The sequence below is a fragment of the Eubacterium sp. AM05-23 genome, assembly GCF_003477535.1.
Classification (GTDB): domain Bacteria; phylum Bacillota; class Clostridia; order Eubacteriales; family Eubacteriaceae; genus Eubacterium; species Eubacterium maltosivorans.
Window position 1 is genome coordinate 236550 of sequence record NZ_QUDF01000006.1, and the last position, 24360, is coordinate 260909.

Below are 24360 nucleotides of genomic sequence, written 5' to 3' on the forward strand. Positions count from 1 at the left end.
TTTAAAAGGCTTACAAACTTAAAGAGGAATAAATATGGAAATTATTGAAATTAACACGGAGTTCATAAAGCTGGATCAGCTTCTTAAGTTTGCCGGGCTGGTTGGTAATGGCAGCGACGCAAAAATGGTGATTCAGGATGAAATGGTGCGCGTAAACGGAGAAATCTGTACCATGCGCGGTAAAAAACTTCGTCCCGGAGATGTGGTTGAGGTGGAGGACGCCGGAAGCTTTGAGGTTGCCGTCGCCCAATGATTCTCACCAGGCTGCACCTCGTCCATTACCGGAATTATATGGATGAAACCTTTGAATTCTCACCGGGTATCAATGTAATCTGCGGACAGAATGCCCAGGGAAAAACCAACTTAGTCGAGAGCGTTCACCTGTTGTCCAGAGGCTATTCCCACAAGACAGGAACTCTGGCGGATATGGTGGGCTTTGACGAATCCGGTTTTTTTGTAAAAGCGGATATTGTCAAGAAGGACATCACCCACAGCCTGTCCGTTAAGATGCAGGATAAAAAAAAGACTGTTCTTTTAAATGGTAAGAAGGAAACCAGGCGTGACGCTGTGCTGGGTGTCCTGACCACCATTCTTTTTGAACCCGACGACCTGAAAATCGTGAAAGAAGGGCCAGAAAAAAGAAGGCGTTTCATGAACAATGAGATCAGCGGGTTCAAGCCAAACTACCCCTATGTTTTAAAGAATTACGCCAAAATACATAATCAGCGCAATGCACTGCTCAAAGAAATAAAGTATGACAGTACCCTGGCCCTTACCCTGGATTCCTGGGATGAGCAGCTGGTCAAATACGGCGCTGTGCTTATGCGCTACCGCATTGATTACCTCAGGCGGCTGAACATAAAGGCCCGTGAGCTTCACCGTGAGCTCAGCGGCGGCCGTGAGGAGCTGGTGCTCTTTTATCAGAATAATGTTCTTGAAAATCCCCAGGAGTTTTCAGACCTTGAACGGATTTTTAAAGAAAAGCTGCAGGCCTCCAGACAGGAGGACATTGCCCGTGGATCCACCACCTACGGGCCTCATGTGGATGATATCATGATTCACTTAAACGGTAAGGATGCAAAAAAATACGGTTCACAGGGACAGCAGCGGACAGCTGCTATTTCTTTGAAGCTTTCTCAGATTGAAATTTACAGGGAGAGCACCGGGGATTACCCAGTGGTGCTCCTTGATGATATTCTGTCCGAACTGGATGACAGACGCCAGCGCAATATTCTTTCCATTCTGGGAAAGACCCAGGCTTTTATCACCTGCACGGACCCATCTTTTATCGAGCATTACAGCGAATACCCATCAAAAATTTTTAGGATAGAGGATGGAAAACAAAAAGACTAATAATCGTTGAAGGTTGAAGGTTGAAGGTTGAAGGTTATTGAACAAAAATGCTGGGCATTTTTGATTTTGAATCAAATTTGCACAGCAAATTTGGACGTTAACTTTTCACTTTCCATCTTCCACCTTCCACTTGAATAAACGGAGGTTTTTATGTCAGACAATTTAAAAAATGAACAAAACGGCTATACAGCTGACCAGATACAGGTGCTGGAGGGCCTTGAGGCTGTCCAGAAAAGACCTGGGATGTATATCGGGAGCACCGGCAAGCAGGGGCTTCACCATCTTGTCTACGAAGTCGTGGATAACTCCATTGATGAGGCCCTGGCGGGTTACTGTAAGAATATTGTGGTCACCATTGATAAAAACAATGGTATCACTGTTGTGGATGACGGACGTGGTATTCCGACAGGTATGAACCACAAAATGAAAAAGACCGGGGTTGAACTGGCTCTGACGGTTCTGCACGCCGGCGGTAAGTTTGGCGGCGGAGGATACAAGGTATCCGGCGGTCTTCACGGTGTTGGGGTTTCCGTGGTTAACGCCCTCTCCTCTGAACTGACGGTTGAGGTCAAGCAGAACAAGAAGATTTACCATCAGAGTTTTGCCAAGGGTAAAAAAACCTCTGAGCTTGAAGTGACCGGCAATACCAACCGTACGGGCACCACGGTCCATTTCCAGCCTGACCCAGACATTTTTGACGAGCTGGTGTATGACTTTGATGTTCTGGAGCACCGCCTCAGAGAGCTGGCCTTTTTAAACAAAGGTGTCTCCATCACGCTGGCCGATGAACGCGAAGCTGAAAAGCGCAAGGAAACCTACTGCTACGAAGGCGGTATCCGTTCTTACATTGAATACATGAACAAGAATAAGGACCCCCTTTATGAACAGATCGCATATTATGAAAAGGAAATGGAAGATTACAGCCTGGAAATCGCTTTCCAGTACACTGCAGGCTATTCAGAAAATATCTATTCCTACGCCAACAATATTTACACACCTGAGGGCGGGAGCCATTTAAACGGGTTTAAGAGCGCCCTGACCCGTACCATCAACACCTATGCCAGAAAGAATAATTACATCAAGGGCAATGATAAAAACCTGACCGGCGAGGATGTACGCGAAGGCCTGACAGCCATCATCAGCATTAAGCTGCTGGACCCGCAGTTTGAGGGCCAGACCAAAACCAAGCTTGGGAATCCTGAAGTCAAGGGGATCGTTGAAACCATTGTCGGTGACGAGCTCTCTGCTTTCTTAGAGGAAAACCCAACCATTGCTAAAACCGTTATCGAAAAAACACTGAGCGCCTCCAGAGCGCGCGAGGCAGCCAAAAAAGCACGTGAGCTCACCAGACGTAAAAGCGCCCTGGATACCACTGCCCTGCCGGGTAAGCTGGCAGACTGCCGTGAAAAAGACCCGTCCATGTCTGAGATATTTATCGTGGAAGGGGATTCCGCGGGCGGCTCGGCCAAATCTGGCCGCGACTCCAGAATTCAGGCGATTCTTCCCCTGCGTGGTAAGATCCTGAACGTTGAGAAATCCCGTCTTGACCGTATCCTGACAGCGGATACGCTGAAATCTATGATTACTGCCTTTGGCACAGGGGTCGGCGAGGACTTTAATGTTGAAAAGGCCCGCTACCACAAAATCATCATCATGACAGATGCCGACGTCGACGGCGCTCATATCCGTACACTGCTTTTAACCTTCTTCTACCGCTACATGCGTGGACTGATCGAGGAAGGTTATGTGTACATTGCCCAGCCGCCGCTTTTTAAGGTAGCCAGAGGACAGCATGTCGAGTATGTTTACAATGAAAAGGCTCTTGACAAAATGTTTGAGGATAAAGACCGCAGCAAATACACCATCCAGCGTTACAAAGGTCTTGGGGAAATGGACGCCCATCAGCTGTGGGAAACCACCATGGACCCCTCTGTCCGTATCCTGAACCGCGTCAACATCGAGGACGCCGCCTATGCCGACGAGGTATTCACCATTCTCATGGGCGATAAGGTACAGCCGAGAAAAGAGTTTATTGAGCGCAACGCGGCTAAGGTTAAAAATCTGGACATCTGACGTCGAATCCAAATTTTGAAAAAATTTGGCAGAACACGCAAAGGGAGCCGCCGCGCCCGGGTGTTCGGCAATGAGGCTAACGCATTTTGTATAAAAAATCATCCGAAGGATGATATAAGATTTTTTATGCAAAATACGATCATTTTAAACTTGGGAGTTAAACTAAAATATGGATGAAATTATAGAATATGACCGAATAAAAGAAGTAAATATTGAAGAAGAGATGAAGTCCTGCTATGTGGATTACGCCATGAGTGTTATCATCGGGCGTGCTCTGCCGGATGTGCGCGACGGTTTAAAACCTGTTCACAGACGTATTCTGTACGCCATGAGCGAACTCGGCATGACGCCGGATAAGCCGACCCGTAAGTCTGCCCGTATCGTCGGGGAAGTTCTGGGGAAATATCACCCACACGGCGATATAGCGGTTTATGACGCCATGGTGCGTATGGCCCAGGAGTTCTCAACCCGATACATGACCATCTTCGGACAAGGTAACTTTGGCTCCATCGACGGTGACGGCGCTGCCGCCATGCGTTACACAGAAGCCAAGATGTCTAAAATCGCGCTGGAAATGCTGCGTGACATCAATAAGGACACCGTTGACTTTATCCCGAACTTCGATGAATCTGAGATGGAACCGGAAGTCCTTCCGGCCCGTGTTCCCCACTTGCTGGTCAATGGCTCTGCCGGGATCGCGGTCGGGATGGCCACAAACATTCCGCCGCACAATTTAGGCGAGGTGGTTGATGGCACCATCGCTTATATTGATAATCCGGACATTACCATCGATGAGCTGATGACCCATATCAAGGGGCCAGACTTTCCAACCGCCGGTATTTTGCTGGGAAAATCCGGTATTAAGGAAGCTTACCGTACCGGCCGAGGACGTATCAAGATACGTTCAAAGGTTGAGATGGAGACCACCAAAAAAGGCCGTAAACAGATTGTTGTCACTGAGATTCCTTATATGGTCAACAAGTCCAAGCTGGTGGAAAAAATCGCCGAATTGGTCAAGGAAAAGCGTGTAGAGGGAATTGCGGATCTCCGTGATGAAACAGACCTTAAAAAGGGTATCCGTATTGTCATTGAGCTCAAGCGCGACGCCAATGAGACCATTATTCTGAATCAGCTGTACAAGCATACACAGCTCCAGGATACTTTCGGGGTGATCATGCTGGCGCTGGTGGGCAATGAGTACGACAAGAAAAAACTTGAGCCAAAGGTTCTGAACCTGAAGCAGGTGCTGCACTACTATGTAGAGCACCAGAAGGAAATCATTACCAGAAGAACCATTTTCGATTTAAAGAAGGCTGAAGCAAGAGCGCATATTCTGGAAGGTCTGCGCATTGCCCTTGACAACATCGACGAAGTCATCGCGCTGATCCGGGCGGCTAAGGACGGCAAGGAAGCCAAAATCCAGCTCATGGAACGCTTTGCTCTGACCGAAATCCAGGCACAGGCCATTCTGGACATGCGCCTCCAGCGCCTGACCGGTCTGGAACGCGAAAAGATCGAGGAAGAATACGCGGAGCTGCAAAAAATGATCGCTGAGTACAAGGCGATTCTGGCAGACGAACAGCTGGTATTAAACATCATCAAGGATGAGCTGACAGAGATCAAGGAAAAATACGGCGATGAAAGAAGAACCTCCTTTGACATCGACGTGGAAGACTTTGATGTGGAAGACCTCATCGAAGAGGAGGAAGTGGTCATTACCATGACTCACATCGGCTATGTTAAACGGATTTCAGCAGATACTTACCGCTCACAGAAACGCGGCGGCAAGGGAATCACTGCCCTCTCTACCCGTGAGAACGACTTTGTGGAACATCTCTTTACCACCACTACCCACCACTTCCTGCTGTTCTTCAGCAACAAGGGCAAGGTGTATCGTCTGAAGGCCTTTGAAGTGCCGGAGGGCGGCCGTACCGCAAGAGGGACTGCCATCGTGAATATTCTTCAGCTTGATCCGGATGAAAAGATCACGACCATGATTCCGGTTAAGGAATTTACAGCGGATAAATGCCTGATCATGGCGACCAAGCAGGGGATTATTAAGAAAACTGATCTCACCGAGTATGATTCTTCCAGAAAGAACGGCATCATCGGCATTAACCTGCGCGAGGGCGATGAGCTCATCAATGTCCGTCTGGTGGAAGAAAATGAGGAGATCGTCATGGGGACTCAGAAAGGTTATGCCATCCGGTTTGCCTCAGAAGAAGTGCGTCCGCTGAAACGTACCTCCATCGGTGTACGGGGGATTGAGCTGCGCGACGACGATGTGGTTGTGGGCATGGACATCGTATCCGATGATTTATTTGTGCTCTGTGTATCCGACAACGGCTATGGCAAGCTGACCTCCGGTGACCAGTACCGCTCGCAGAAACGCGGCGGCAAGGGTGTCCAGACCTATAAGGTTACCAAGAAAACCGGCGAGTTGGTTGGCTTCTGCGTCATCAGCCGAGATGGTGAGATCATGATGATCAACAACCAGGGCGTGGTCATTAAGCTGGAGGGCAATGACATCTCCACTGTTGGCCGTAATACCCAGGGCGTGCGCCTGATGAAGCTTCAGGCCGGAGAACAGATCGCGACCATTTCCAAAGTTTACAAGGAAGACCCGGAAGAAGATATTGAGGACGGCCAGGTTTCCATTATGGACGAGAAATAGAAAATGCTGATCAATCAAAAATACATTCAGATTAACAGAGAGGCGGCGGACTGCTTTCAAGCGATAGAGGCCGCCGCCTCTCCCCTTTTAAGGGATCATAAAATTGACGAGGCTTACATTGCAGCGGCCTGTGAGCGGGAGAAAATTTTTCCGACAGGACTGCCGACGTCCATTGGCGTCGCCATTCCCCACGCCGAGCCGGACAATGTGCTGGAGGAGGCTGTATCGCTGCTTACTTTAAAAAATCCGGTAGTTTTTCACGGTATGGGAGCGCCGGAGGAGCGTATCGAGGTCTCTATTGTTTTTCTTTTAGCCATAAAAGACGGTGAAAAGCAGATTGAAACGCTGCAGAAAATTGTCCTGATGATACAAGATGAAATGGTTTTACAAAAAATAGCAGGTGCAAAAAGTCCTGAGTGGATATATAATTTAGTAAAAGATATCGACGGGCTGGATTAGTTTCTCAGCCGATCGTTAAGATGATCATTAATAAGAGAGAGGTACTCATTATGAATTATAAAATTTCCCCATCAATGCTGAGCGCGGATTTTGCCAACCTGGACCGTGATTTGAAATCCGTGGAAGCCGGCGGGGCGGACTGGCTTCATGTGGACGTGATGGACGGCCATTTTGTTCCAAACATCACCATTGGGCCAGATCAGGTAAAATGCCTCCGTAAAACCATCGGCCTTCCCTTTGATGTCCATCTGATGATAAGCGAACCGCTGAAATACATCGAACGCTTTGCCGACGCCGGAGCAGATATCATCACGGTTCACGTCGAAGTCGAGGACGATACCAGAGAATGTATTGACCTGATTAAAAAATCCGGCTGCAAAGCAAGCCTGGTCATCTCTCCGGACACCCCCATCGAGGTGCTGGCGCCTTTTATGGACGACATTTCCATGATTCTGGTTATGGGCGTTTATCCTGGCTTTGGCGGACAGAAGTATATTCCTGAAACAACAGAGCGTTTAAAGGGAATCCGCGCCATGATCGGCGACCGTGATGTTGATCTGGAGATCGACGGCGGCGTGAACTTTGAAACCCTGAGTACTGTTGTCGAAGCCGGCGCCAATGTCATTGTATCGGGCTCCTGCCTGTTCAGCGGCGATATGAAAGAAAATATCAGCCGTTTCAGAGAAATAATGGATGGTGTAAAGAGATGAAAACTGTTTTAGTGGCCTGCGGCGCCGCTGTGGCGACTTCTACCGTAGTGGCCAAAAAAATTGAAAAAATTGCGTCGGAAAATGGTGTTGAATTGAAGACCGTCCAGGCAAAGGCATCGGAGGTGGCTCAGAAGGCCGCTGAGATTAAGCCGGACATTATTGTATGTACCTGTCAGCTCGATGGCGACATTGATATTCCGGTCATGAATGGCCGTTCCTTTTTAACAGGCATCAATCTTCAGAAGACAACCGGCGAGCTGCTGGAAATTCTGAAAGGATAACAGACAGACGATTTTTTTCGAATAGGATTTCATTTTTAAGCGGCTCCGGCCGCTTTTTTGTTATCCGAAAGTGGCTGAAAAGCGGCTTGTGTTTCGGAAAATTTAATGATACACTTTAACTGTTTTATTAGAAACAGAATTTATTCAAAAGAAAGATATGGGACAAGCGAGATGAAGTTAAAAATCAGTCTGAGGATGACGACCTTTATTTTTTGTGCTCTGGCGATTATCGCGGCAGTTCTGTCTTTTATCAATACACAAAATGTTGACCTTAAGATTCGTGAACAGGCAGACCGGATGGAAAATCACAACCAGTGTGAAGATAAAATACTGGAATTCTCGAAAGCTTCTGATGATCTCACCACTGCCACGCGGCATTTTGTGGCAACAGGAGATCCGGTTTATATGAACCAGTACTGGCAGGAGGCCGATGAATCCCGCCATCGCGAGGACGCTGTAAACAGCCTTAATGCTCTAGGCATTAGTGAAGAGGAACGGACGCTTTTAAAAAATGCCATGGAGGCTTCCGACAGGCTCATGGAGACCGAAACCCTTGCCATGCGGTTAAAGGCCGACGCTGTTGGAATTCCAGAAAGCCAGATGCCTCCTGAAGTGGCGGCTTATGTCTATAAAAACGGTGAGGAGAGCAGCGGTCCGGAGGAAAAGGGACAGCTGGCCATCAAAAGTATTTTTAATAACACCTATGAAAATCAGAAAAAAGAAATCACAGACAATATAACGAGCTTCAGAAGCCAGCTTTACAACCGAAAAACCAGTGAGAATACCCTCTCTAACAGTGAGACAATGGGCTCGCTGAACCATATGCTGGTCTATAATTTTTTTCTGCTTTTATTACTGCTGGTCTTGTCTTTCTTTCTGCTGTTTTTTGTCACCACTCCCCTGCACCACTATTATAAAAGCCTGAAAAATTCAAGGGAAAACAGTGCAGAGCCCTTAATCCCCGCAGGTTCTAAGGAGCTTCAGCAGTTCGCTGAGAGCTTTAACAGCATGGTAAAGGACTTAAAGAATCAAAATGCTGCGCTGCTTGAAAAGAGCCGGACCGACGGACTGACTGGACTTTATAACCGGGAAGCCTTTGATCTTTATATCAAGGAGACCATCGAAACACATGGCGGCAGAATGGCCCTGTTTTTTATGGATATGGATGAGTTTAAAGGACTCAATGACCGGTATGATTACCTTGTCGGCGACCGGGTTCTGACAGAGGCTGGTAAAAGGCTGAGGGCTATTGCGGAAAAAAACAGCGGGATGGCCGCGCGCGTCGGCGGAGAGGAATTTGCTATGCTGCTGCCGTCTGTTAAGACACAGCTGGCAGCGCAAAAGACCGCAGAGCAGATTATAAAGGTTATTTCTGAGATAAAACCTGAGAGCAGCCGGAAAGCCCGGAAGGATTTTCCGGTATCTGTCAGCGTTGGGGTTTTGCTGTGGGACAGCCAGGCGGACGATCTTCCGCTGCGTGAGGTGCTGCACCGCTCCGATCTGGCCTGCAGCCGTGCAAAACAGCAGGGAAAGGGACATTTTAAGTTTTACTACGCCAACGACAGCGATCTCCAGGCCATGCAGTATACCCAGGAGCACGAGCAGCAGGTCGAGGATGAAATGTACGGTGCCCTTGCCAGGCGGGAGTTTGAGGCGTACTATCAACCAAAATATAACATCGAAACCGGGGAGATCATGGGAGCGGAGGCGCTGGTAAGATGGAACCATCCGACCAGAGGAGTCCTCTCCCCGGCCCACTTTATACCGGTTTTTGAGGCCAACGGCTTTGTGGTCCAGCTGGATTTTTATATTTTTAAAAAGGTCTGCAGGACATTGGCCGGACAGTTTAAAAACAATGAGCCGGCAGTGCCAGTAGCGGTTAATTTTTCCAGCCGCCATTTTGCAAACCCCGGCTTTGCCGATGAAATCAGGCGTATTGCGGAGCTTTTGTCTGTACCGCCTTCCTTTTTGGAAATCGAGATTACCGAGACGGTGCTCATGGAAAACTGGGATGAGACCATTACCCAGACCTGTAAGCTTCGGGAGATGGGCTTCAGCGTCGCCCTCGACGACTTTGGAACAGGTTATTCCTCTATGGGCGTTCTTCAGGAGCTGCCCGTAGATGTCATTAAAATAGACAGAAGCTTTATCAACAGAGATTTGAGCGAACACCGCAACGCGATGTTTATCACCGGCATTGTCAATATTGCTCGGGTGCTGAACCTGAGAATCATCTGCGAGGGCGTGGAAACCCGGGAACAGGCCGATTTCCTGAAAAAGAACGGCGTCCTCTTTGTCCAGGGATACTATTATTCCAGGCCGGTCTCGGAAGCTGTGTTTAAGGAAATGCTGATAAAAAATAAAAGTTGACGATAAGGGCTGGAAGACCAGCCCTTTTTTGTATTCTTTTTTTGCAGGATTGACAGAGCTTTCGCAGATTTCTATAATGACATTAAGGGATGCCGCCAAAAAGGCGGTGAAAAAGGAGGAGAAAAAATGAAAAAGGTGGTTATCGGATGCAGTGTGCTTCGAAAGGAGATTGAAGCCGCGCTTGGGGAGCGATCGGATTTTAAATTCAACTGGCTGGAGGATCAGCTGCACAATGTGCCGGAAACCCTTCATGAAAAGGTACAGGCCGCCATCGACGCGGAGACCGGTGCAGAAAGGATTTACCTGCTCTACGGGCACTGCGGACAGGCTCTGACGGGCATACAGGCAAAAAACTGTCCGGTGGTACTGCCAAAGGTAGAGGACTGCATCGACGTTCTGCTCTGTCATAACCCAAACACCACCGAAATGCGACGAAGCTCATATTTCGTATCACAGGGCTGGTTATGGGGCGAAGAGGGCCTCGGATATGAATATGACCGCATGAAAGAAAAATACGGCGAAAAACGGGCTTTACGCGTCATAAAAGCCATGTATAAAAATTATAAGTACCTCATGTTTGTCAAAACCGGCGTGGAGGACCAGAGTGTCCGTGAAAAATGCGCTGGTGTGGCAGAAAAGCTGAACCTCGAGCTGCAGGAAACCGAGGGCGATGTGGACCTGATCATTGAGATGCTGGGCGGCAGCACTGATGAGCGGTTTATTGTGATTCCTCCCGGAGAGATGATTCGGGAAGAGATGTTTCGAGCTGGTTAAATTCCCCTGCCCATTCAAAGCCTTTTTTTGCTATAATGACAGCGATCACCTCATTGATCACAGCAGCAGCGGCGATAGTTCCCTGGATAATCCTGGCGTTTTCCGGGGCGGCCACAGACAGCACTGAGACAGCAATACCGGTAAATACCAGTGAAACGCCCGAATGAGGCAATAAAGTAAAGCCAAGGTATTTCCGAACTGTTTCCGGCGATTTTGTAAGTTTTGCTCCGATCCACGCACCGCCGTATTTCCCGCAGGCACGGGAAATGATATAAATAAAGGTAAAGAGTCCGGCTCCCAAAATAAGATGGTAGTCCAGCGGCGCGCCAAGATTTAAAATGACAACAATCATGGCCAGGCCCAGGATAGGGTTAAAACCGGCGACTATTTCTTCCAGGCGTTCTGGGGAAACTAGGTTTGAAAAGGCAGCAGAGAATGCCATGCCCATGAGCATAAAGTTTAGTATCGGTTTTGGCATCAGGCAGGTGTTGCATAAGAAACCAATGGCAGAGGTTAAGAGCAGCATGATTATAAGGATAAACAATGTAACTGGTGGTGTTGATTTTCTGCGAAGGAGAAGCCCGGCGGGCACGCCGGTCACCACGCCGATAACAAGCGGCAGAAGCACGACAACAAAGATCATATACGCAGGAAGCTTCTGTTCACCGATATTTCCGGCAACAAGAGCGATAGTGGTGAAAAAAACAACGACCCCGACGATATCATCCAGAGCGGCCATAGGAATCAGGGTTTTGGTGACCGGTCCGTCGGTTTTAAACTCTCTGACGATTGAAAGTGCCGGTGCTGGAGCGGTTGCCAGAGCGATTCCGCCAAAAATTACAGCGAGGTAAAGCGAAATACCGCTTATCCAGAAAACAACAGCAAACACAGTCGATACTAAAAGAAAAGTACCGAGGGACTGTGTGAGAGTAGTGATGACAAGCGCTTTCCCGGATTTTTTGATACGGTTCCAGACAAGCTCTGTACCGATCATCAGGCCGACTGTGCATTCCAGAATATGAATAACAGACTGGTACCATCCAGCATCCAAAATGGCGTTGTTTACAAGACCTGCGGCGTGTGGCCCCAGAAGCATGCCGGCGATGAGCCAGCCCAGAATGGCGGGCAGCTTTATCTGTGAAACAAGCTTTCCGACTAAGAAAGCCGCGGAAATGGCGAGCAGAAGTCTTAAAAGAGCAGTGATCATGACTCATACCCTCTTTCTGCCAGGCCGTAAAGCATAAAATCCAGAAATTTTGCCAGGTTAACTTCATGGGAGGAGACAATGTCAGAAAACGGCAAATTATTATAGACAGGGCTGCTAAAGTAGCCGTTAAACATATCCTGCATCAAGGAAAAATATGCCAGTGCATCTTCCTCAGAAATACTCTCCCTTAAAGTAATGGAGGACAATATCTCTTTATAGAGTATAAGATTAAAGGCTCTAAAATCCTTCTGGATATTTTGGATCTCTTTTTTTAGCTGTGCGGGCGGCTGGAGAATGGCCTCAAAAAAAAGATGTGTTTCATACTCGTTTTCCTGAAAAAAGCGCAGACGGGCATCCATGTATCCGCGCAGGTCTGAGCCGGTGTTCTGTTTTTTTAGATAAGCGGTTAAAGCACTGAAGCTTTTCTCTACGCATGCCAGGTAAAGGGCATCCTTATTTTTAAAATTATGGTACAACAGCCCCTTTGGGATACCAGTACCGCAAATATTATTGAGTGATGCGGCAAAGTAACCCTTTTCACCAAATTCCCGCATGGCGGCAGTCATAATTCGCTCTTTCGTGATTTCTGTTTTTGCTTCTTTTTTCATCGTTAAACTCCTATATTATAGACTTATAAGTCTATAATATAGGAAATAGACCAACTGGTCAATAAGATTATAAAATTAATACGTGTTTATCATATAAAATTAAGCGCCGCATATACGCCCATGCCAATGACCCCGCATCCCAGCATGACATAAATGGGATTGAGCTTGAATTTCCGGAGGATAAAAAGGCTGACGGCAAAGAGAACCACAGCCACAAAATCGATATTGTCTGCTGTAAGCTGTACCAGGCCGTTCTTAAAAAAGGTTACAATGACGATTGAAAGACCGGCCGAGGCGATGAGGGCTACCACAGCGGGGCGGAGGCCAGAGAGCACGCCTTTGATGGTGTGCAGATTTCGAAAGCGGTAGTAAACCGCAGCCAGGACCAGCACGATGATGCAGGAGGGTGTGACACAGCCGACAGTGGCGACAATGGCGCCGCCGATTCCTGCGGTTTTGATGCCCACAAAGGTGGCGGCATTGATGGCGATGGGGCCTGGCGTCATCTGGGAAATAGTGATAATGTCAATAAACTGGGTCATATCCATCCAGCCGTGGAGGTTGACAACCTGCTCTTGAATGAGCGGGAGCGCCGCGTATCCCCCGCCGATGCTGAAAAGCCCGATCTGGAAAAAGCTGATAAATAACTGAAGATAAGTCATGGCCGCCTCCTATAAAAGATTCTTTCCGGTACGTTTGGCCGTAAAGGTCACCAGAGCGCCGATGAGGCCGCAGATCAGGATGAGGATAATCACATTCATTTTTACAAAAGCGCTGAGGATGAAAACCACAAACATCATAACGACGGGCAAGGCCTTTCGTGCTTTAAAAATATCGCCGCCCATGTCAATGACGACATCCACAATGACCGCGGATACCCCGGCCTGCATGGCTTTAAGCAGAAACCCCACGTACAGGTTGTCGCGGAAAGCGGTATAAAAAAGTGAGATAACGGACAAAATGATTAAGGGCGGCAGTACTGTCCCGACAATAGCTACAAAAGCGCCGAGAACACCCGACACCCGGTAGCCGACCAGGATGGAGGCGTTAACTGCCATGGCGCCGGGAGAAGACTGGGCAATGGCCGTGAGATCCAGCATTTCCTGCTCCTCGATCCAGCCCAGCTCTTTGACGAATTTTTTCCGCATGAGCGGCACAATGACGTAGCCCCCGCCAAAGGTAAACATGCTCAGACTGAAGGTAGAGATAAACAATTTAAAAAGTTTCTTAGCATCCATATAAAAATCCTTTGTGTGAGATTTGATGATTCTATTGTACTTTAGGGAAATAAATTTGGCAAATAGTATTATATAATTAAAAAGATAGGCAAAAGCCTATCTTTTTAGAGCGCTGCACGGGCAGCTTTCTTTTTTCAGCGGCAAGTGCCGCTTAACTTATCAGCTGTTCAAAAATTTTAAGGCGATTTCTGAAAATTCTTCCGCGTTTGTAACTATCGCAGGATGTCCGCCGGTATTGAAAAAATAGATTGTTCCATTTTTAACGATTCTCTTCATCTCTGCGTATTCTTCCAGCATATTCTTTCGGCACATTGTATCTTCTAAACTTCCTGTGAAGAGAACAGGAACCCTCAATGATTTCAAAGGTTTTGAGAACAACGGTAACTTTTTCTCTGCGCATTCTGTCAGTGCCTGTGTATTAAGGTCTACCACAGTTTCCCAATCCTTGCCCTGGCACCATTCGTAAAACTGCTTAGCAAAAGGATCGTGTTTTGCGTATTCGCGTTCTTTCAGTAAATTTACTGCAAAGTCTTCATTTAGAGTCCTGCCGTCAAAGCTGTCTGCAATAATTTTGTCTATGAGGTCGGGACGCTCTAACGCTGTATTGACAGCAACCCAGGCGCCTCCACTTGTTCCAATCAGATTTGCTTTTTCAATTTTTAAGTGTTCAATAAGTGCGATAACCTGCTGAGCCTGTGAAATCCATAAATCCGGCGGAAATTTTTTAACTCTGTCTGATTGTCCATTGCCTAAAAAGTCGATCAAAATTACCCTGAAATGTTTTTGATATAAGGGCAACAGCATTTTAAACATAACTGATGAAGCGGTGTCGCCATGTAACATGACAAGCGGCTTACCCCAACCAGCTTCTTTATAAAATATTTTTTTTGACTGATAATTAAAATATGACATATTCATCTGCCTCCTAATCATTTTTTTAATTATTTGATTAGCAAGGCGTAATAACAAAGGTACACCTTGCCATTACTTTGTAATCCAGATACCCATAAAACAGTCCTCCCTTCTGCCTGTTGATTGCTTTTATTATACTTCACAGGGTTACAGAAAGATATACCATTTTATTTTTCTGTATGAAAAATGCCGTTTAGAATTTTGACGAGGCCTGTAAAGCGTCTGAGTCAATAAAAAAGCACTCCTGAGTCAGAAGTGCTTTTAATGTCAGTGATTTGGATGGCTTTCGTTCCAGAGACGATCAGCGTTGACCTTCCAGGCTTTTGCGGCGTCCAGGCATTTGTCCGAAAGCGCTTTTACATCCTCGGGGTGAGTGAGGTCGGTGGAGTGCGCGCCGGACAGTTCAACCATGCTGGTCAGGCGGCCTGGGTTATCAAGCAGCGGACAGGGGCGCAGATGGTTTGGGTTGAAGGGCTGGTTTTTATGGTACTGCATGAAAAGCGGCCGCCTGTAAGCCTCCAGTAAGGTTTGCTCATGGATGTTGGAATCGGAGTAATGGATGAAGGCACAGGGCTCAATGTCGCCGCCGGCATTGATGTGCAGGTAATTGCGGCCACCTGCGATACAGCCCTTGACGTACTCGCCGTCATTCCAGAAATCCAGGGTAAACAAGGGCTTGGTGCCTCGGAATTTGCGGATCTGGTGATACATGTACTCTCGCTGGTCCGCGGTGGCCATGAGCTCGGGGACAGCGTCGACACCGACAGGCATATAGGTAAAGAACCAGCCAAACTTACAGCCCTTTTCGATCATGGCGTCAAAATACGCCTCACTGCCGATGACATCAGTATTCTGACGGTGGTAGCAGGTAGAAAAACCAAAGGGCAGCTTTTTGGCTTTTAAAATATCCATGGCTTTTATGACCGCAGCATAGGTTCCTTTACCGCGGCGCATGTCGGTTTCTTCCTCAAAACCCTCGACGCTGATGGCCGGGATAAAGTTCTGAACCCGCAGCATCTCATCGGCAAAGGCTTCGTCGATGAGGGTAGCGTTGGTAAAGGACAGAAAGGCACAGTCGTCATGCTTTTCACACAGCTTGATAATATCTTTTTTGCGCACAAGGGGCTCTCCGCCGGAATAGATATACATATAAGTCCCGAGGGCCTTTCCCTGTTCGATGATGCTGTCCAGCGTATCGAAATCCATGGACATTTTATCCCCGTATTCCGCAGCCCAGCAGCCTGTACAGTGCAGATTGCAGGCTGAAGTAGGGTCCATGAGAATGGCCCACGGGATATTGCAGTCGTATTTTTCCTTGTTCATGTTCTGGCGTTTGCAGCCGATGATGACACTGTTGATGATAAAATTGTTAAAGAGACGCTTTCGGACACCGGGGTCAATGTCGGTCCACAGGCTTTTTACCAGCCGGTTCCAGTTGTTATTTTCATCGGCCAGAGCTTTCTTGACGACCTTCATCTGGCCAGCGATGGTCTGGTCTTTATCAAATTTTTCGACCCACTCAATGATTCTTGGAATATTTTTATCCGGGTCTGCATCCAGATACCTGATGACCTGTTTCATACCAAAGGACTTAATGTTTTCACTTAAACTCATATTTGATGCCATTTTAAAGCCTCCATTCTGTAAATCTTGCCTGCATTTAGCGCCCGATTTTCTGATTTTACTATAGCATCAGGAGAGTTGCATGTAATTAGACAATGTCTGGCTTTGTAAAAAATTCAGACAGATTCTGGAATTTGTCCAATAAAAAAGCGGCCCACAGGCCGCTGAGAAGCAATTTTACTAATTTGTCGGGATTTCCCCCACCCCGTTTAAAATAAACTGTGGACGGTATGGGAATTCCTGGACGGTTTCTGGTGTGGAGACGCCGGAGAGGACCAGGATGGTGTGCATGCCGGATTCGATACCGGAGATAATGTCCGTATCCATGCGGTCGCCGACAATGGCGGCATCCTCAGAATGAACGCCGAGCATACGAATACCAGTGCGGACCATGAGCGGATTTGGCTTTCCGACAAAATAAGCAGATTTTCCGGTTGCCAGCTCGATGGGCGCGGTAAATGCTCGGCAGGCTGGTACCAGGCCGCCTTCGGCAGGGCCGGTGAGATCCGGGTTTGTCCCAATGAGCTTAGCACCTTTTAAGACAAAACGAACGGCCTTCAGGATGGTGTCATAGTTGTAATTATAGCTCTCGCCCACAACAACGTAATCCGGGTTCATATCATTCATGGTAATACCGGCGCTGTATAAGGCGTTGATGAGACCGGGCTCACCGATGACATAAGCAGAGCAGCCTGGTGACTGTGTGCTCAGAAATTTAGCGGTGGCCAGGGCGCTGGTATAAAAATGACTCTCGTCAATGTCAAGGCCCAGGCGGGAGAGCTTTTCCTTTAACTCGAGTGGCGAGCGCTCGCTGGAGTTTGTAAGGAAGAGAAAATTTTTATCCTCCCGGTACAGCCAGTCCACGAACTCGGGAACGCCGGGAAGAAGGCGGTTACCGTGATAGATAACGCCGTCCATATCACAGATAAAACCTTTTATGCTGTCAAGGGTTTCTTTTAATGCTTCATTCATCGATATTACCTCCAAAATTGAAAATCGATCCTATATGATTTTATTATATACGCTGTTGCTTAAATTTGTAAAGATAAAAACCGTTAATTATATCCTTAAAAAAAGGTTAATTCCCAAAAAATCATAAAACTATCACACCACGTGTAAATAATTATGATATAATAAAATCCATTAGGAACATCCAATGGATTTGAGGAGATTTAAATGGAGAAAAAAAAACTTGCCATGGGCATTGTGGCGGTTGCGGTGCTTAGCCTTGTGCTGGCGCTGTTGACAACCGGTATCAGTACAAAGGTTAAAACAGGTTCAGAGGCTGCAAAGGATGAAAAGCTGATTCTTGGAGCGTGGGCAGATGATTCTGGCGTCAATATTGAATTTGCGGATAACAATGTATTTAAAATGTTTGGTGACGACGTCGCGACCTATACAATGGATACAAAGGAAAAAAACGTGGACATGAAGTATGCTCAGGCCTACGGCGGGCAGACCACTCATATGTCCTATGTCATTGACGGGGATACCCTGACGCTGACAGACCGGGACACAGGCGACGTCCATGTTTATAAAAAGACCCAGTAACGCAGGCAGTGCTTCCGTACAAATGGCGGAAGCGCTGTTTTTATAATTATATTTCAAATTTAAACCCCTCGGGCAGCTCGGTGTTGAGTAGTTTTTTCTGTTCTAGGCTTAAGTTCGGCAGTTTATAGGAATCCATACGGGCATCGTAGATTTTTTTAGCGCGGTCACGGATATCACCTTCTTCTTCACGGGTGTTTTCCTTACAGCCTTTTCGGTTAAATACAGCGTTGGCCAGGTAGTTATCCTCACGGTATTCCTTTGGCGTACGGCCGCTCAGGTAATTGCCTCGTGGGCCGGTCTTTTCGATGGATTTAAGGGCCTTTTTCTGATGGTCATCGGAGACGTCAAACCCCTTGCGCATGCGTTTCAGATAGCGGATGGTTTCTTCGTCTTCAATGAATTTTTCGTAGCTTGTGAGATTAAAGCTGCCCATGGTACCTACTCCATGAACGATCATGGCAGTTTGAGTGAGCATCGGCGCCATAAGGCCTACTGTGGATTCTACACCGGCCTGGTAATCGGCCTTGAACGCATCGCCCAGGCCGCCGCCCATGCGGGCAGGAATACGGTAATAGTTGGCTAAGGCGATGTGCGCCAGGGTGATGAGCGAGAATTCCGGCGCGCCCATGCAGAGCTGAACATAGCGCATATCTGTCATGGAGGACAGGCTGGTGTACATACAGGGAAGGCCTGGATTCATGAGCTGTGATAAAACGACAATGGACAACACCGCTGCCGCGTCCTGCACCACAGAGCCAAACAGAGAGCCCGGCGCCGTCAGGTTGGTCATGGAGCAGGCCGTAATGCTCAGCGGCTGGTTTTCCTTAATTTCCCCCATAAAGTAGGCCATGGATTCCCAGCCGACGGCCAGAGGTGAGATGACACAGCCGCCGCTGTAGCATACGTATTTATCCTCTATTCCAAAGAATTTTTTGGCAAACTGGATGCCCTCGCGGGTACCGGTTTCAAGGTCGGATTTTTTGTAGTTATTCTCGGTGGCGGTGAGTACGTTAAAGATAGGCTTGTGGCTGTACTTCAGCATCAAAGCAAGCTGAGGCAGGTAGCGGTCCCTGGATTTATCAAGACCGGGAACGTCGATGGCGATCTGGCTTGTGATGCCGATGACGTCAGAGGTGTCAATAAGCTTGTAAAAGTTGATGACATCGTGAAGATCTGTGTCACTGTAGCTGCCGTCAAAGTTTAAAACCAGAGGCGTGCCGTTGGTTGGAATGATGACCGGGTCATGGTCCAGGCCGATCGCGACGCTTCTGTCAAAGCCCTGAAGCTCAAAATTGTCGGGTACAGTTTTAAGCGCCTTGTTCAGCAGAGCTTCATCAATATAGACAATATCACCGTCTACCCTGGCACCATGTTGGCTGTAAATACCGCGGGCTTCCTCGTTTTCAATTTTAACACCAACGGTGCTTAAAATATGTAGCACGCTTTCGTGCAGTTTTTCGACATCCTCTTTGGTAAAAAAGACATCGGTTAAACTTGTTCTAATCATTGGATATTCTCTCCTTATATTTCAATTCAAACATTTCCGAAAGGCAAAGCCCGGGCCCAGAATAAAGGCCCAGGCTTCAGTTAGTTTTAGTCGTCATTTAAAGATTCACGCTTCGGCAGGCTGGATATCAACCGGTTCAGTTAGCTGTTTATCTTCTGATGATTCTTGACTGTCGTCTCCTTCAAACGGTGCGACGAGTTCAACGACAGCTTCTGGTTCAATTTCAGGCTTATTGCGTTTATAGTGATTTCGTATAATTTCCGCGTAAGGCAGGCCTTTGTCCTCCTTCACCATCAGGAAGAAAGAGACCATCATGATGCAGATAAAGATCAGCGTTGGTATGGACGGCGCGATGATAAAGGTCTGGAGTGTCTGCAGGGATCCGTCCGCGCCGGAGATTGTCAGGGCAACCGGTACGACGACCAGTGCGACAGCCCAGAACATACGATACCATCTTGGCGGCTCCTGCCCAAGCTTCAGATTTTTACAGGATAACTGAGAGAGAACGAAAGCAGTGGAATCCAGTGAGGTAGCCAGATTGATAAACATGGTTATCAGCATTAGCGCCAGTATAATCTTGCCGAGCGGCAGACTGGTCAGAATGGTGACGATGGCCCAGGTATCGCCCTTGGCTTCAAGCACGCCAACGATATCGATCCCCTGAATAGTCTGGGCGTGAACGCCGTAGCCGCCCAGGATGGCGAATACCATCAGCGCGCTTCCTGCGCTGACGACCAGCTCAGCGATAATGATTTCACGGAGCGAGCGGCCTTTAGAGATCCGGGCAACCCAGAGACCCATAAAGGGCGCGACCGTGATGCACCAGGCAAAGTAGAAAATGGTCCAGCCCTGCGCAAAGCCGTTTTGTCCGATTGCGTCTGTGAACAGGCTCCACTGCATATAATTCTGAAGAAGTAAACCAATGGAATCGCAGGCTTTATTGAAGATAAAAGCGGTTGGTCCAAAGATTAAGACCATTCCCAGCATCACGAAGGCTACCCACACGTTAATGCGGCTTAGATTTTGAATACCAGAGTCCAGTCCTTTCCAGACACTGGTACAGAATACAGCGCTCCAGGCCAGAATAATGGCCAGCTTTGTCCACATGGTCGGTGGAATATTGAAGAAATATTCCAGCCCGGTAGCGATCATCGGAGTGCCGAGACCAAGGGTAGCGACATAGGAAATCAATATGACGATTAGAACAACGAGGTCGATGACAGACCCGGTTCTCCCGCGGGTTAATTTAACCGGCAGTACCTTGCTGCAGGTCTGGCTTAGGCGGAGTATTGGGTCTCTCCGGCGCCAGTAGAGATAGGTCATGGGAATGGCCGGCAGGCAATAGAGCGCCCAGGCTGTAGGTCCCCAGTGAAGAAATGAAAGGGCAGTTGAGATATTGGCGGCTTCGACAGATAAAGAAGCGTATCCCGGAGGCGGCGAAGTGTAGTAATGCGCCCATTCAATGCATCCCCAGTAAATGATGCTGGAGCCCTGTCCTGCGCAGAAAAGCATGGCAATCCAGGAAAAGGTGGAGTAATCTGGCTTTTCGGACGGAGAACCCATTTTTGTTTTGCCGAGCTTGCTGACAGCAATGGCAATACACAGGATAAGCGCGCCAAAAGAGAAGAGCAGGAATCCCCAGCCAAAGCCATTTAACGACGCCTGTTGAATGGCTGTCATGATTTTCTGACTTTGCTCAGGAAAGGCAAGAATTGGAATAATAAGAGCAGCTAGCAAAATGAAAGCACCGATAAAGATAAGCCGGTCAACACGCACTTTATCTTCATTGGGACTTTTTATAGAAGTGTTTGGTTTCATCAGTATTTTCCCCCTTACTTATAAAAACTTCTAAATAAATTTCCCCTGAATTTTTCTTATGATCGTACCCGCGGTTCCAGATCAAGCAGGTTTCCCTCGCTGTCAAATGGAAGCGGAGCCGGTTCGCTGAGAATTTCAATGTCATCCCTGCCCTGAACCTCGCTATAGTAGGCTTCGGACAGCATGATGTGCTGAATAAAGGATGAGTTTGGAATGCGGACAATTTTCGGATTGTCCTTGTCGTTTCCGACGCAGATTTTCACACAGAGCTGGATGGTTTCACGGTCTGTTTTCATGACACAGGGTATACGGGCGCTGCCGACCTCAACTGAGGTAATTGAATTTGGATACATTTCCTCAAGATCAAGCTTTCTGGCGCAGCGGGCTGTGGTAGCGTTGGCCATGCCAATCCCGATCCCGTTTCCCTGGGTTTCGGGTGAAAGGTCCAGAACGCAGACATACTGCGATTTAATGCCGCCGTCAGCATAGGGCGTGCAGAAAGTTCCGGTAATATTAGGGTCCATACCGTCACCGCTGAAGTTTTTGCCAAGCTCATCCACAATCAGTACATCGCACGTATCCACGAGAATACGCGGCATGAGGTCTGTCGCTTCCTGCAAAAGCACTGGTTCCGCATCGCCGACATCATCGCGGTGGATACAGGCGATTTTACAGGTTTCATCATAAGCGTTCTCTATTGTGGCGACTGCAAACAGCATCTTAGAGTGGTCGATAATGGCCTGGCCATACATGTGTATGTTTTTAGGAAGAAGCTCATAGCCCTGGGCATGGCAGTTTTCCGCCCCGGCTTGCTTTGCGAGACCGATGGCCATCATTTTCATGATCCCGCTCTGGTAAGGGCCCCGGAAGCAGGTATGGGGCTTTACACGGTTATAGATAATGATGCCGTCAGCTTCAGCGGCGTTTTTGTCAATATATACATCCCGGCCGTCAGGTGTCAGGCCGATTTTTTTAACCTCCATGGAGGAAATGATCGGGCAGCCGATAACCTCCTCTGTAATGCCATAACCGTTTAAAATTGAAGTCTGGAGCTCGGCCACTGCGCCGCCGTGACTGCCCATGGCCGGGACAACAAAGGGGGTTGCGCCCTTTTTCTTGCAGAAATCGACAATGGCTTTCAGGATTCTGGCATAGTTGGCCAGCCCTCTGCTGCCGGCTGTGATGGCGATACGCATGCCAGGCTTTATCTGATCTGCAAATTTTGGCGCTTCCAGCTGGCTGTGCACAACCGATGGAATATTCTCGGGTTTGATCACAGGCCTTGGAAAGGTCTGCTTGATTTTAAAAAATTTTGGTAGCGGTGTGTCTTTCAGTAAATCGGATACTACGCTGCTCATTTCTATCCCTCCTTCTTATAACAGTGTTGCGCCGGAAGCTGTGTCTCCGGCATAACGGGTAAACAATCCTAGAACACCATTGTACTCAGGTGACTGGTTTTTCCAGATGGCTCTGCGTTTTTCAAGTACCGCTGCCATTTCATCATCGCTCTCTCGTTTTCCCTTTACGCCAACAAGCCTCAGGGTGCGCTTGGGTACATTGATGTCGATGATATCATCGTCTTCGATAAGAGCGATGGGGCCGCCTACGGCGGCTTCTGGTGAGACGTGGCCGATGGCTGGGCCTCTGGTGGCGCCGGAGTAGCGACCGTCGGTGATGATGGCAGTGCTGGCGCGCAGCTCTGGATGGTAGTGCAGCGTCTCGGTAGCCCGGAACATTTCGGGCATGCCGCATCCCCTTGGGCCGACGTAGCGAATCACCACGGCATCGCCCGGTACGATTCTGCCGGATTCGATGGCCTCTACAGCGTCCTCCTCATTGTTGAACACTCTGGCACGGCCAGTAAAGATGTGGGTAGCCGGGTCGGCCGACGCATGTTTGATGACAGCGCCGCCAGGCGCGATGTTTCCGTAGAGGGCCGCCATACCGCCGTCAGGCTTGCAGGGATCTGTCAGCGGGCGGATGATGTCCCGCGGCTCGTGGCCAAAGTTTTTCAGATAGCTGGCAGTATGTCTGAAAAAGCCGGTGCGCTCAAGCTCCGCGAGGTTTTCCCCGACGGTTTTGCCTGTGACAGTCATCTCGTCCAGGTAAAGGAAGTTCGCAATCTCCCGCATGATGGCGGGCACGCCGCCTGCAAAGTACAGATAAGAGGTCGGCCATTTTCCGCTGGAGATCAGTGATGTCAGAACAGGTATCTGGCGGTGGATACGGTCAAAATCCGACAGAGTAATGTTAATTCCGGCCTGCTTTGCGATGGCAGGAATGTGCAGGGTTGCGTTGGTTGAGCCGGAAACGGCAGCGTGAACCATGATGGCGTTCAGAAAAGAGCGCTTAGTGAGAATTTTCTGAGGCGTCAGGCTTTCCTCCACCATTTCAACAATGCGCTGTCCGGCTTTCTGAGCGTATGCCCTGATCATACCGGCCCAGGCAGGCATGAGTGCGTTGCCGGGAAGAGCGAGGCCAAGGGCTTCTGAAAGCAGCTGCATGGTGGAAGCTGTGCCCATATACGGGCAGGAGCCAGGAGTAGGACAGGCGTTACAGTGCAAAAATTCTGCGTCATCCTGAGTAATCTCTCCCCGCGCGAGCCGCCCGGGCGTTTCATAGCCAACGACACCGGTGATGAACTCTGGCCCAGGCATCATGGCGCCGCCGCAGAAGTGGATGGCGGGAATATCGAGCCGGGCGATGGTCATGAGGTGTGCGGGTACGGCTTTGTCACAGGAGGAAAAAAGAACCATTCCGTCATAAGGGGCGGATTTCGCATGAATCTCTACCAGTGATGAGATAATATCCCGTGAGGCCAGTGAGTATCGGATGCCCTCGTGTCCGCAGGCCACACCGTCGCAGATATCGGTGGCAGTATGGACCGCTGGCTTGGCATTTTTTTTATAGACACCGAGTCCGGCGCTGTCGACCAGGGCGTTCAGATGGGTGCTTCCAGGGTGGCTGTCGCCAAAGGTACTCTCTAAAAGTATCTGAGGCTGTGACAGCTCCTCGGGGATCCATCCGGTTCCCAGCCGCATGGGGTCAAACTCGGGATTTTCTTTTCTTGCTTTTTGACTTTTAAGCATGATATTGTGCTCCTTTTTTGTGTGAACCTGTTTTATGGTAAATAGGATAACACAAAAGTTTGTGAATGGAGGATCTTGAACGAAGAATTGAAAATCACATAACAATTCTCCGT

21 protein-coding genes are annotated in these 24360 nt (G+C 48.5%); 10 read left to right on the forward strand and 11 right to left on the reverse strand.

The window, feature by feature from the left end:
• The first annotated feature begins 34 nt into the window (after window positions 1–34).
• From yaaA to DW091_RS10465, 9 genes are all read left to right on the forward strand, one after another.
• Complete coding sequence (gene yaaA / locus DW091_RS10425; protein WP_118518107.1) at window positions 35–253, forward strand: S4 domain-containing protein YaaA; 219 nt, start codon at window positions 35–37, stop codon at window positions 251–253.
• Entirely contained in the window at window positions 250–1353 is a 1104-nt protein-coding gene (gene recF / locus DW091_RS10430) for a DNA replication/repair protein RecF (protein ID WP_118518108.1), read from the forward strand. The genes yaaA and recF overlap by 4 nt, the downstream gene beginning before the upstream one ends.
• Before the next feature lie 150 nt (window positions 1354–1503).
• Complete coding sequence (gene gyrB, locus DW091_RS10435; protein ID WP_058692960.1) at window positions 1504–3426, forward strand: DNA topoisomerase (ATP-hydrolyzing) subunit B; 1923 nt, start codon at window positions 1504–1506, stop codon at window positions 3424–3426.
• A 169-nt stretch (window positions 3427–3595) separates the two neighbouring features.
• On the forward strand, window positions 3596–6100 hold the full coding sequence (gyrA, locus tag DW091_RS10440; RefSeq protein WP_096918806.1) for a DNA gyrase subunit A: 2505 nt from the start codon (window positions 3596–3598) through the stop codon (window positions 6098–6100).
• Window positions 6101–6103: 3 nt separating this feature from the next.
• Window positions 6104–6559, forward strand: a complete 456-nt coding sequence (locus DW091_RS10445; RefSeq protein WP_058692962.1) for a PTS sugar transporter subunit IIA — start codon at window positions 6104–6106, stop codon at window positions 6557–6559.
• A 50-nt stretch (window positions 6560–6609) separates the two neighbouring features.
• Window positions 6610–7269: a ribulose-phosphate 3-epimerase gene (rpe, locus tag DW091_RS10450; RefSeq protein WP_074616387.1), complete on the forward strand. Its 660-nt coding sequence runs from the start codon at window positions 6610–6612 to the stop codon at window positions 7267–7269.
• On the forward strand, window positions 7266–7550 hold the full coding sequence (locus tag DW091_RS10455; RefSeq protein ID WP_058692964.1) for a PTS sugar transporter subunit IIB: 285 nt from the start codon (window positions 7266–7268) through the stop codon (window positions 7548–7550). Before rpe ends, DW091_RS10455 begins: the two co-directional genes overlap by 4 nt.
• 171 nt (window positions 7551–7721) lie before the next feature.
• Window positions 7722–9920 carry a bifunctional diguanylate cyclase/phosphodiesterase gene (locus DW091_RS10460; protein ID WP_158577869.1) on the forward strand — a complete coding sequence of 733 codons (2199 nt, stop codon included), beginning with the start codon at window positions 7722–7724 and terminating at the stop codon, window positions 9918–9920.
• A gap of 126 nt (window positions 9921–10046) precedes the next feature.
• A complete protein-coding gene (locus tag DW091_RS10465) occupies window positions 10047–10694 on the forward strand; it encodes a DUF1638 domain-containing protein (protein WP_096918810.1) in 648 nt (215 codons plus the stop codon).
• On the opposite strand, the gene DW091_RS10470 is transcribed toward DW091_RS10465, so the two are convergent.
• From DW091_RS10470 to DW091_RS10500, 7 genes are all read right to left on the reverse strand, one after another.
• Window positions 10639–11901, reverse strand: coding sequence for a cation:proton antiporter (locus tag DW091_RS10470; protein ID WP_118518110.1), 1263 nt, complete (start codon window positions 11899–11901; stop codon window positions 10639–10641). The two genes, DW091_RS10465 and DW091_RS10470, sit on opposite strands and share 56 nt — an antisense overlap.
• A complete protein-coding gene (locus DW091_RS10475) occupies window positions 11898–12509 on the reverse strand; it encodes a TetR/AcrR family transcriptional regulator (RefSeq protein WP_118518111.1) in 612 nt (203 codons plus the stop codon). Before DW091_RS10475 ends, DW091_RS10470 begins: the two co-directional genes overlap by 4 nt.
• Window positions 12510–12598: 89 nt before the next feature.
• Window positions 12599–13171, reverse strand: a complete 573-nt coding sequence (locus DW091_RS10480; RefSeq protein WP_118518112.1) for a chromate transporter — start codon at window positions 13169–13171, stop codon at window positions 12599–12601.
• Between the two features lie 9 nt (window positions 13172–13180).
• A complete protein-coding gene (locus tag DW091_RS10485; RefSeq protein WP_058692970.1) occupies window positions 13181–13747 on the reverse strand; it encodes a chromate transporter in 567 nt (188 codons plus the stop codon).
• Window positions 13748–13906: 159 nt separating this feature from the next.
• On the reverse strand, window positions 13907–14659 hold the full coding sequence (locus tag DW091_RS10490) for an alpha/beta hydrolase (RefSeq protein WP_118518113.1): 753 nt from the start codon (window positions 14657–14659) through the stop codon (window positions 13907–13909).
• Between the two features lie 267 nt (window positions 14660–14926).
• Window positions 14927–16285 carry a radical SAM protein gene (locus tag DW091_RS10495; RefSeq protein ID WP_175557167.1) on the reverse strand — a complete coding sequence of 453 codons (1359 nt, stop codon included), beginning with the start codon at window positions 16283–16285 and terminating at the stop codon, window positions 14927–14929.
• Window positions 16286–16462: 177 nt separating this feature from the next.
• On the reverse strand, window positions 16463–17254 hold the full coding sequence (locus DW091_RS10500) for an HAD-IIA family hydrolase (RefSeq protein ID WP_058692971.1): 792 nt from the start codon (window positions 17252–17254) through the stop codon (window positions 16463–16465).
• A gap of 204 nt (window positions 17255–17458) precedes the next feature.
• On the opposite strand from DW091_RS10500, the gene DW091_RS10505 reads away from it, so the two are divergent.
• Window positions 17459–17833 (forward strand): hypothetical protein, encoded by a 375-nt coding sequence (locus tag DW091_RS10505; protein WP_118518114.1) that lies wholly within the window; start codon window positions 17459–17461, stop codon window positions 17831–17833.
• 46 nt (window positions 17834–17879) lie between these two features.
• Here the strand turns inward: DW091_RS10505 and DW091_RS10510 are convergent, their stop codons facing one another.
• The 4 genes from DW091_RS10510 to ilvD form a co-directional block, all read right to left on the reverse strand.
• A complete protein-coding gene (locus DW091_RS10510; protein ID WP_118518115.1) occupies window positions 17880–19340 on the reverse strand; it encodes a trimethylamine methyltransferase family protein in 1461 nt (486 codons plus the stop codon).
• A gap of 105 nt (window positions 19341–19445) precedes the next feature.
• The gene (locus tag DW091_RS10515; protein WP_118518116.1) at window positions 19446–21158 is read right to left on the reverse strand and encodes a BCCT family transporter; all 1713 of its coding nucleotides are present in this window, start codon (window positions 21156–21158) and stop codon (window positions 19446–19448) included.
• Between the two features lie 56 nt (window positions 21159–21214).
• A complete protein-coding gene (locus tag DW091_RS10520; protein WP_118518117.1) occupies window positions 21215–22516 on the reverse strand; it encodes a lactate racemase domain-containing protein in 1302 nt (433 codons plus the stop codon).
• Window positions 22517–22531: 15 nt separating this feature from the next.
• Window positions 22532–24247, reverse strand: coding sequence for a dihydroxy-acid dehydratase (gene ilvD, locus DW091_RS10525; RefSeq protein WP_118518118.1), 1716 nt, complete (start codon window positions 24245–24247; stop codon window positions 22532–22534).
• Between the last annotated feature and the right edge of the window lie 113 nt (window positions 24248–24360).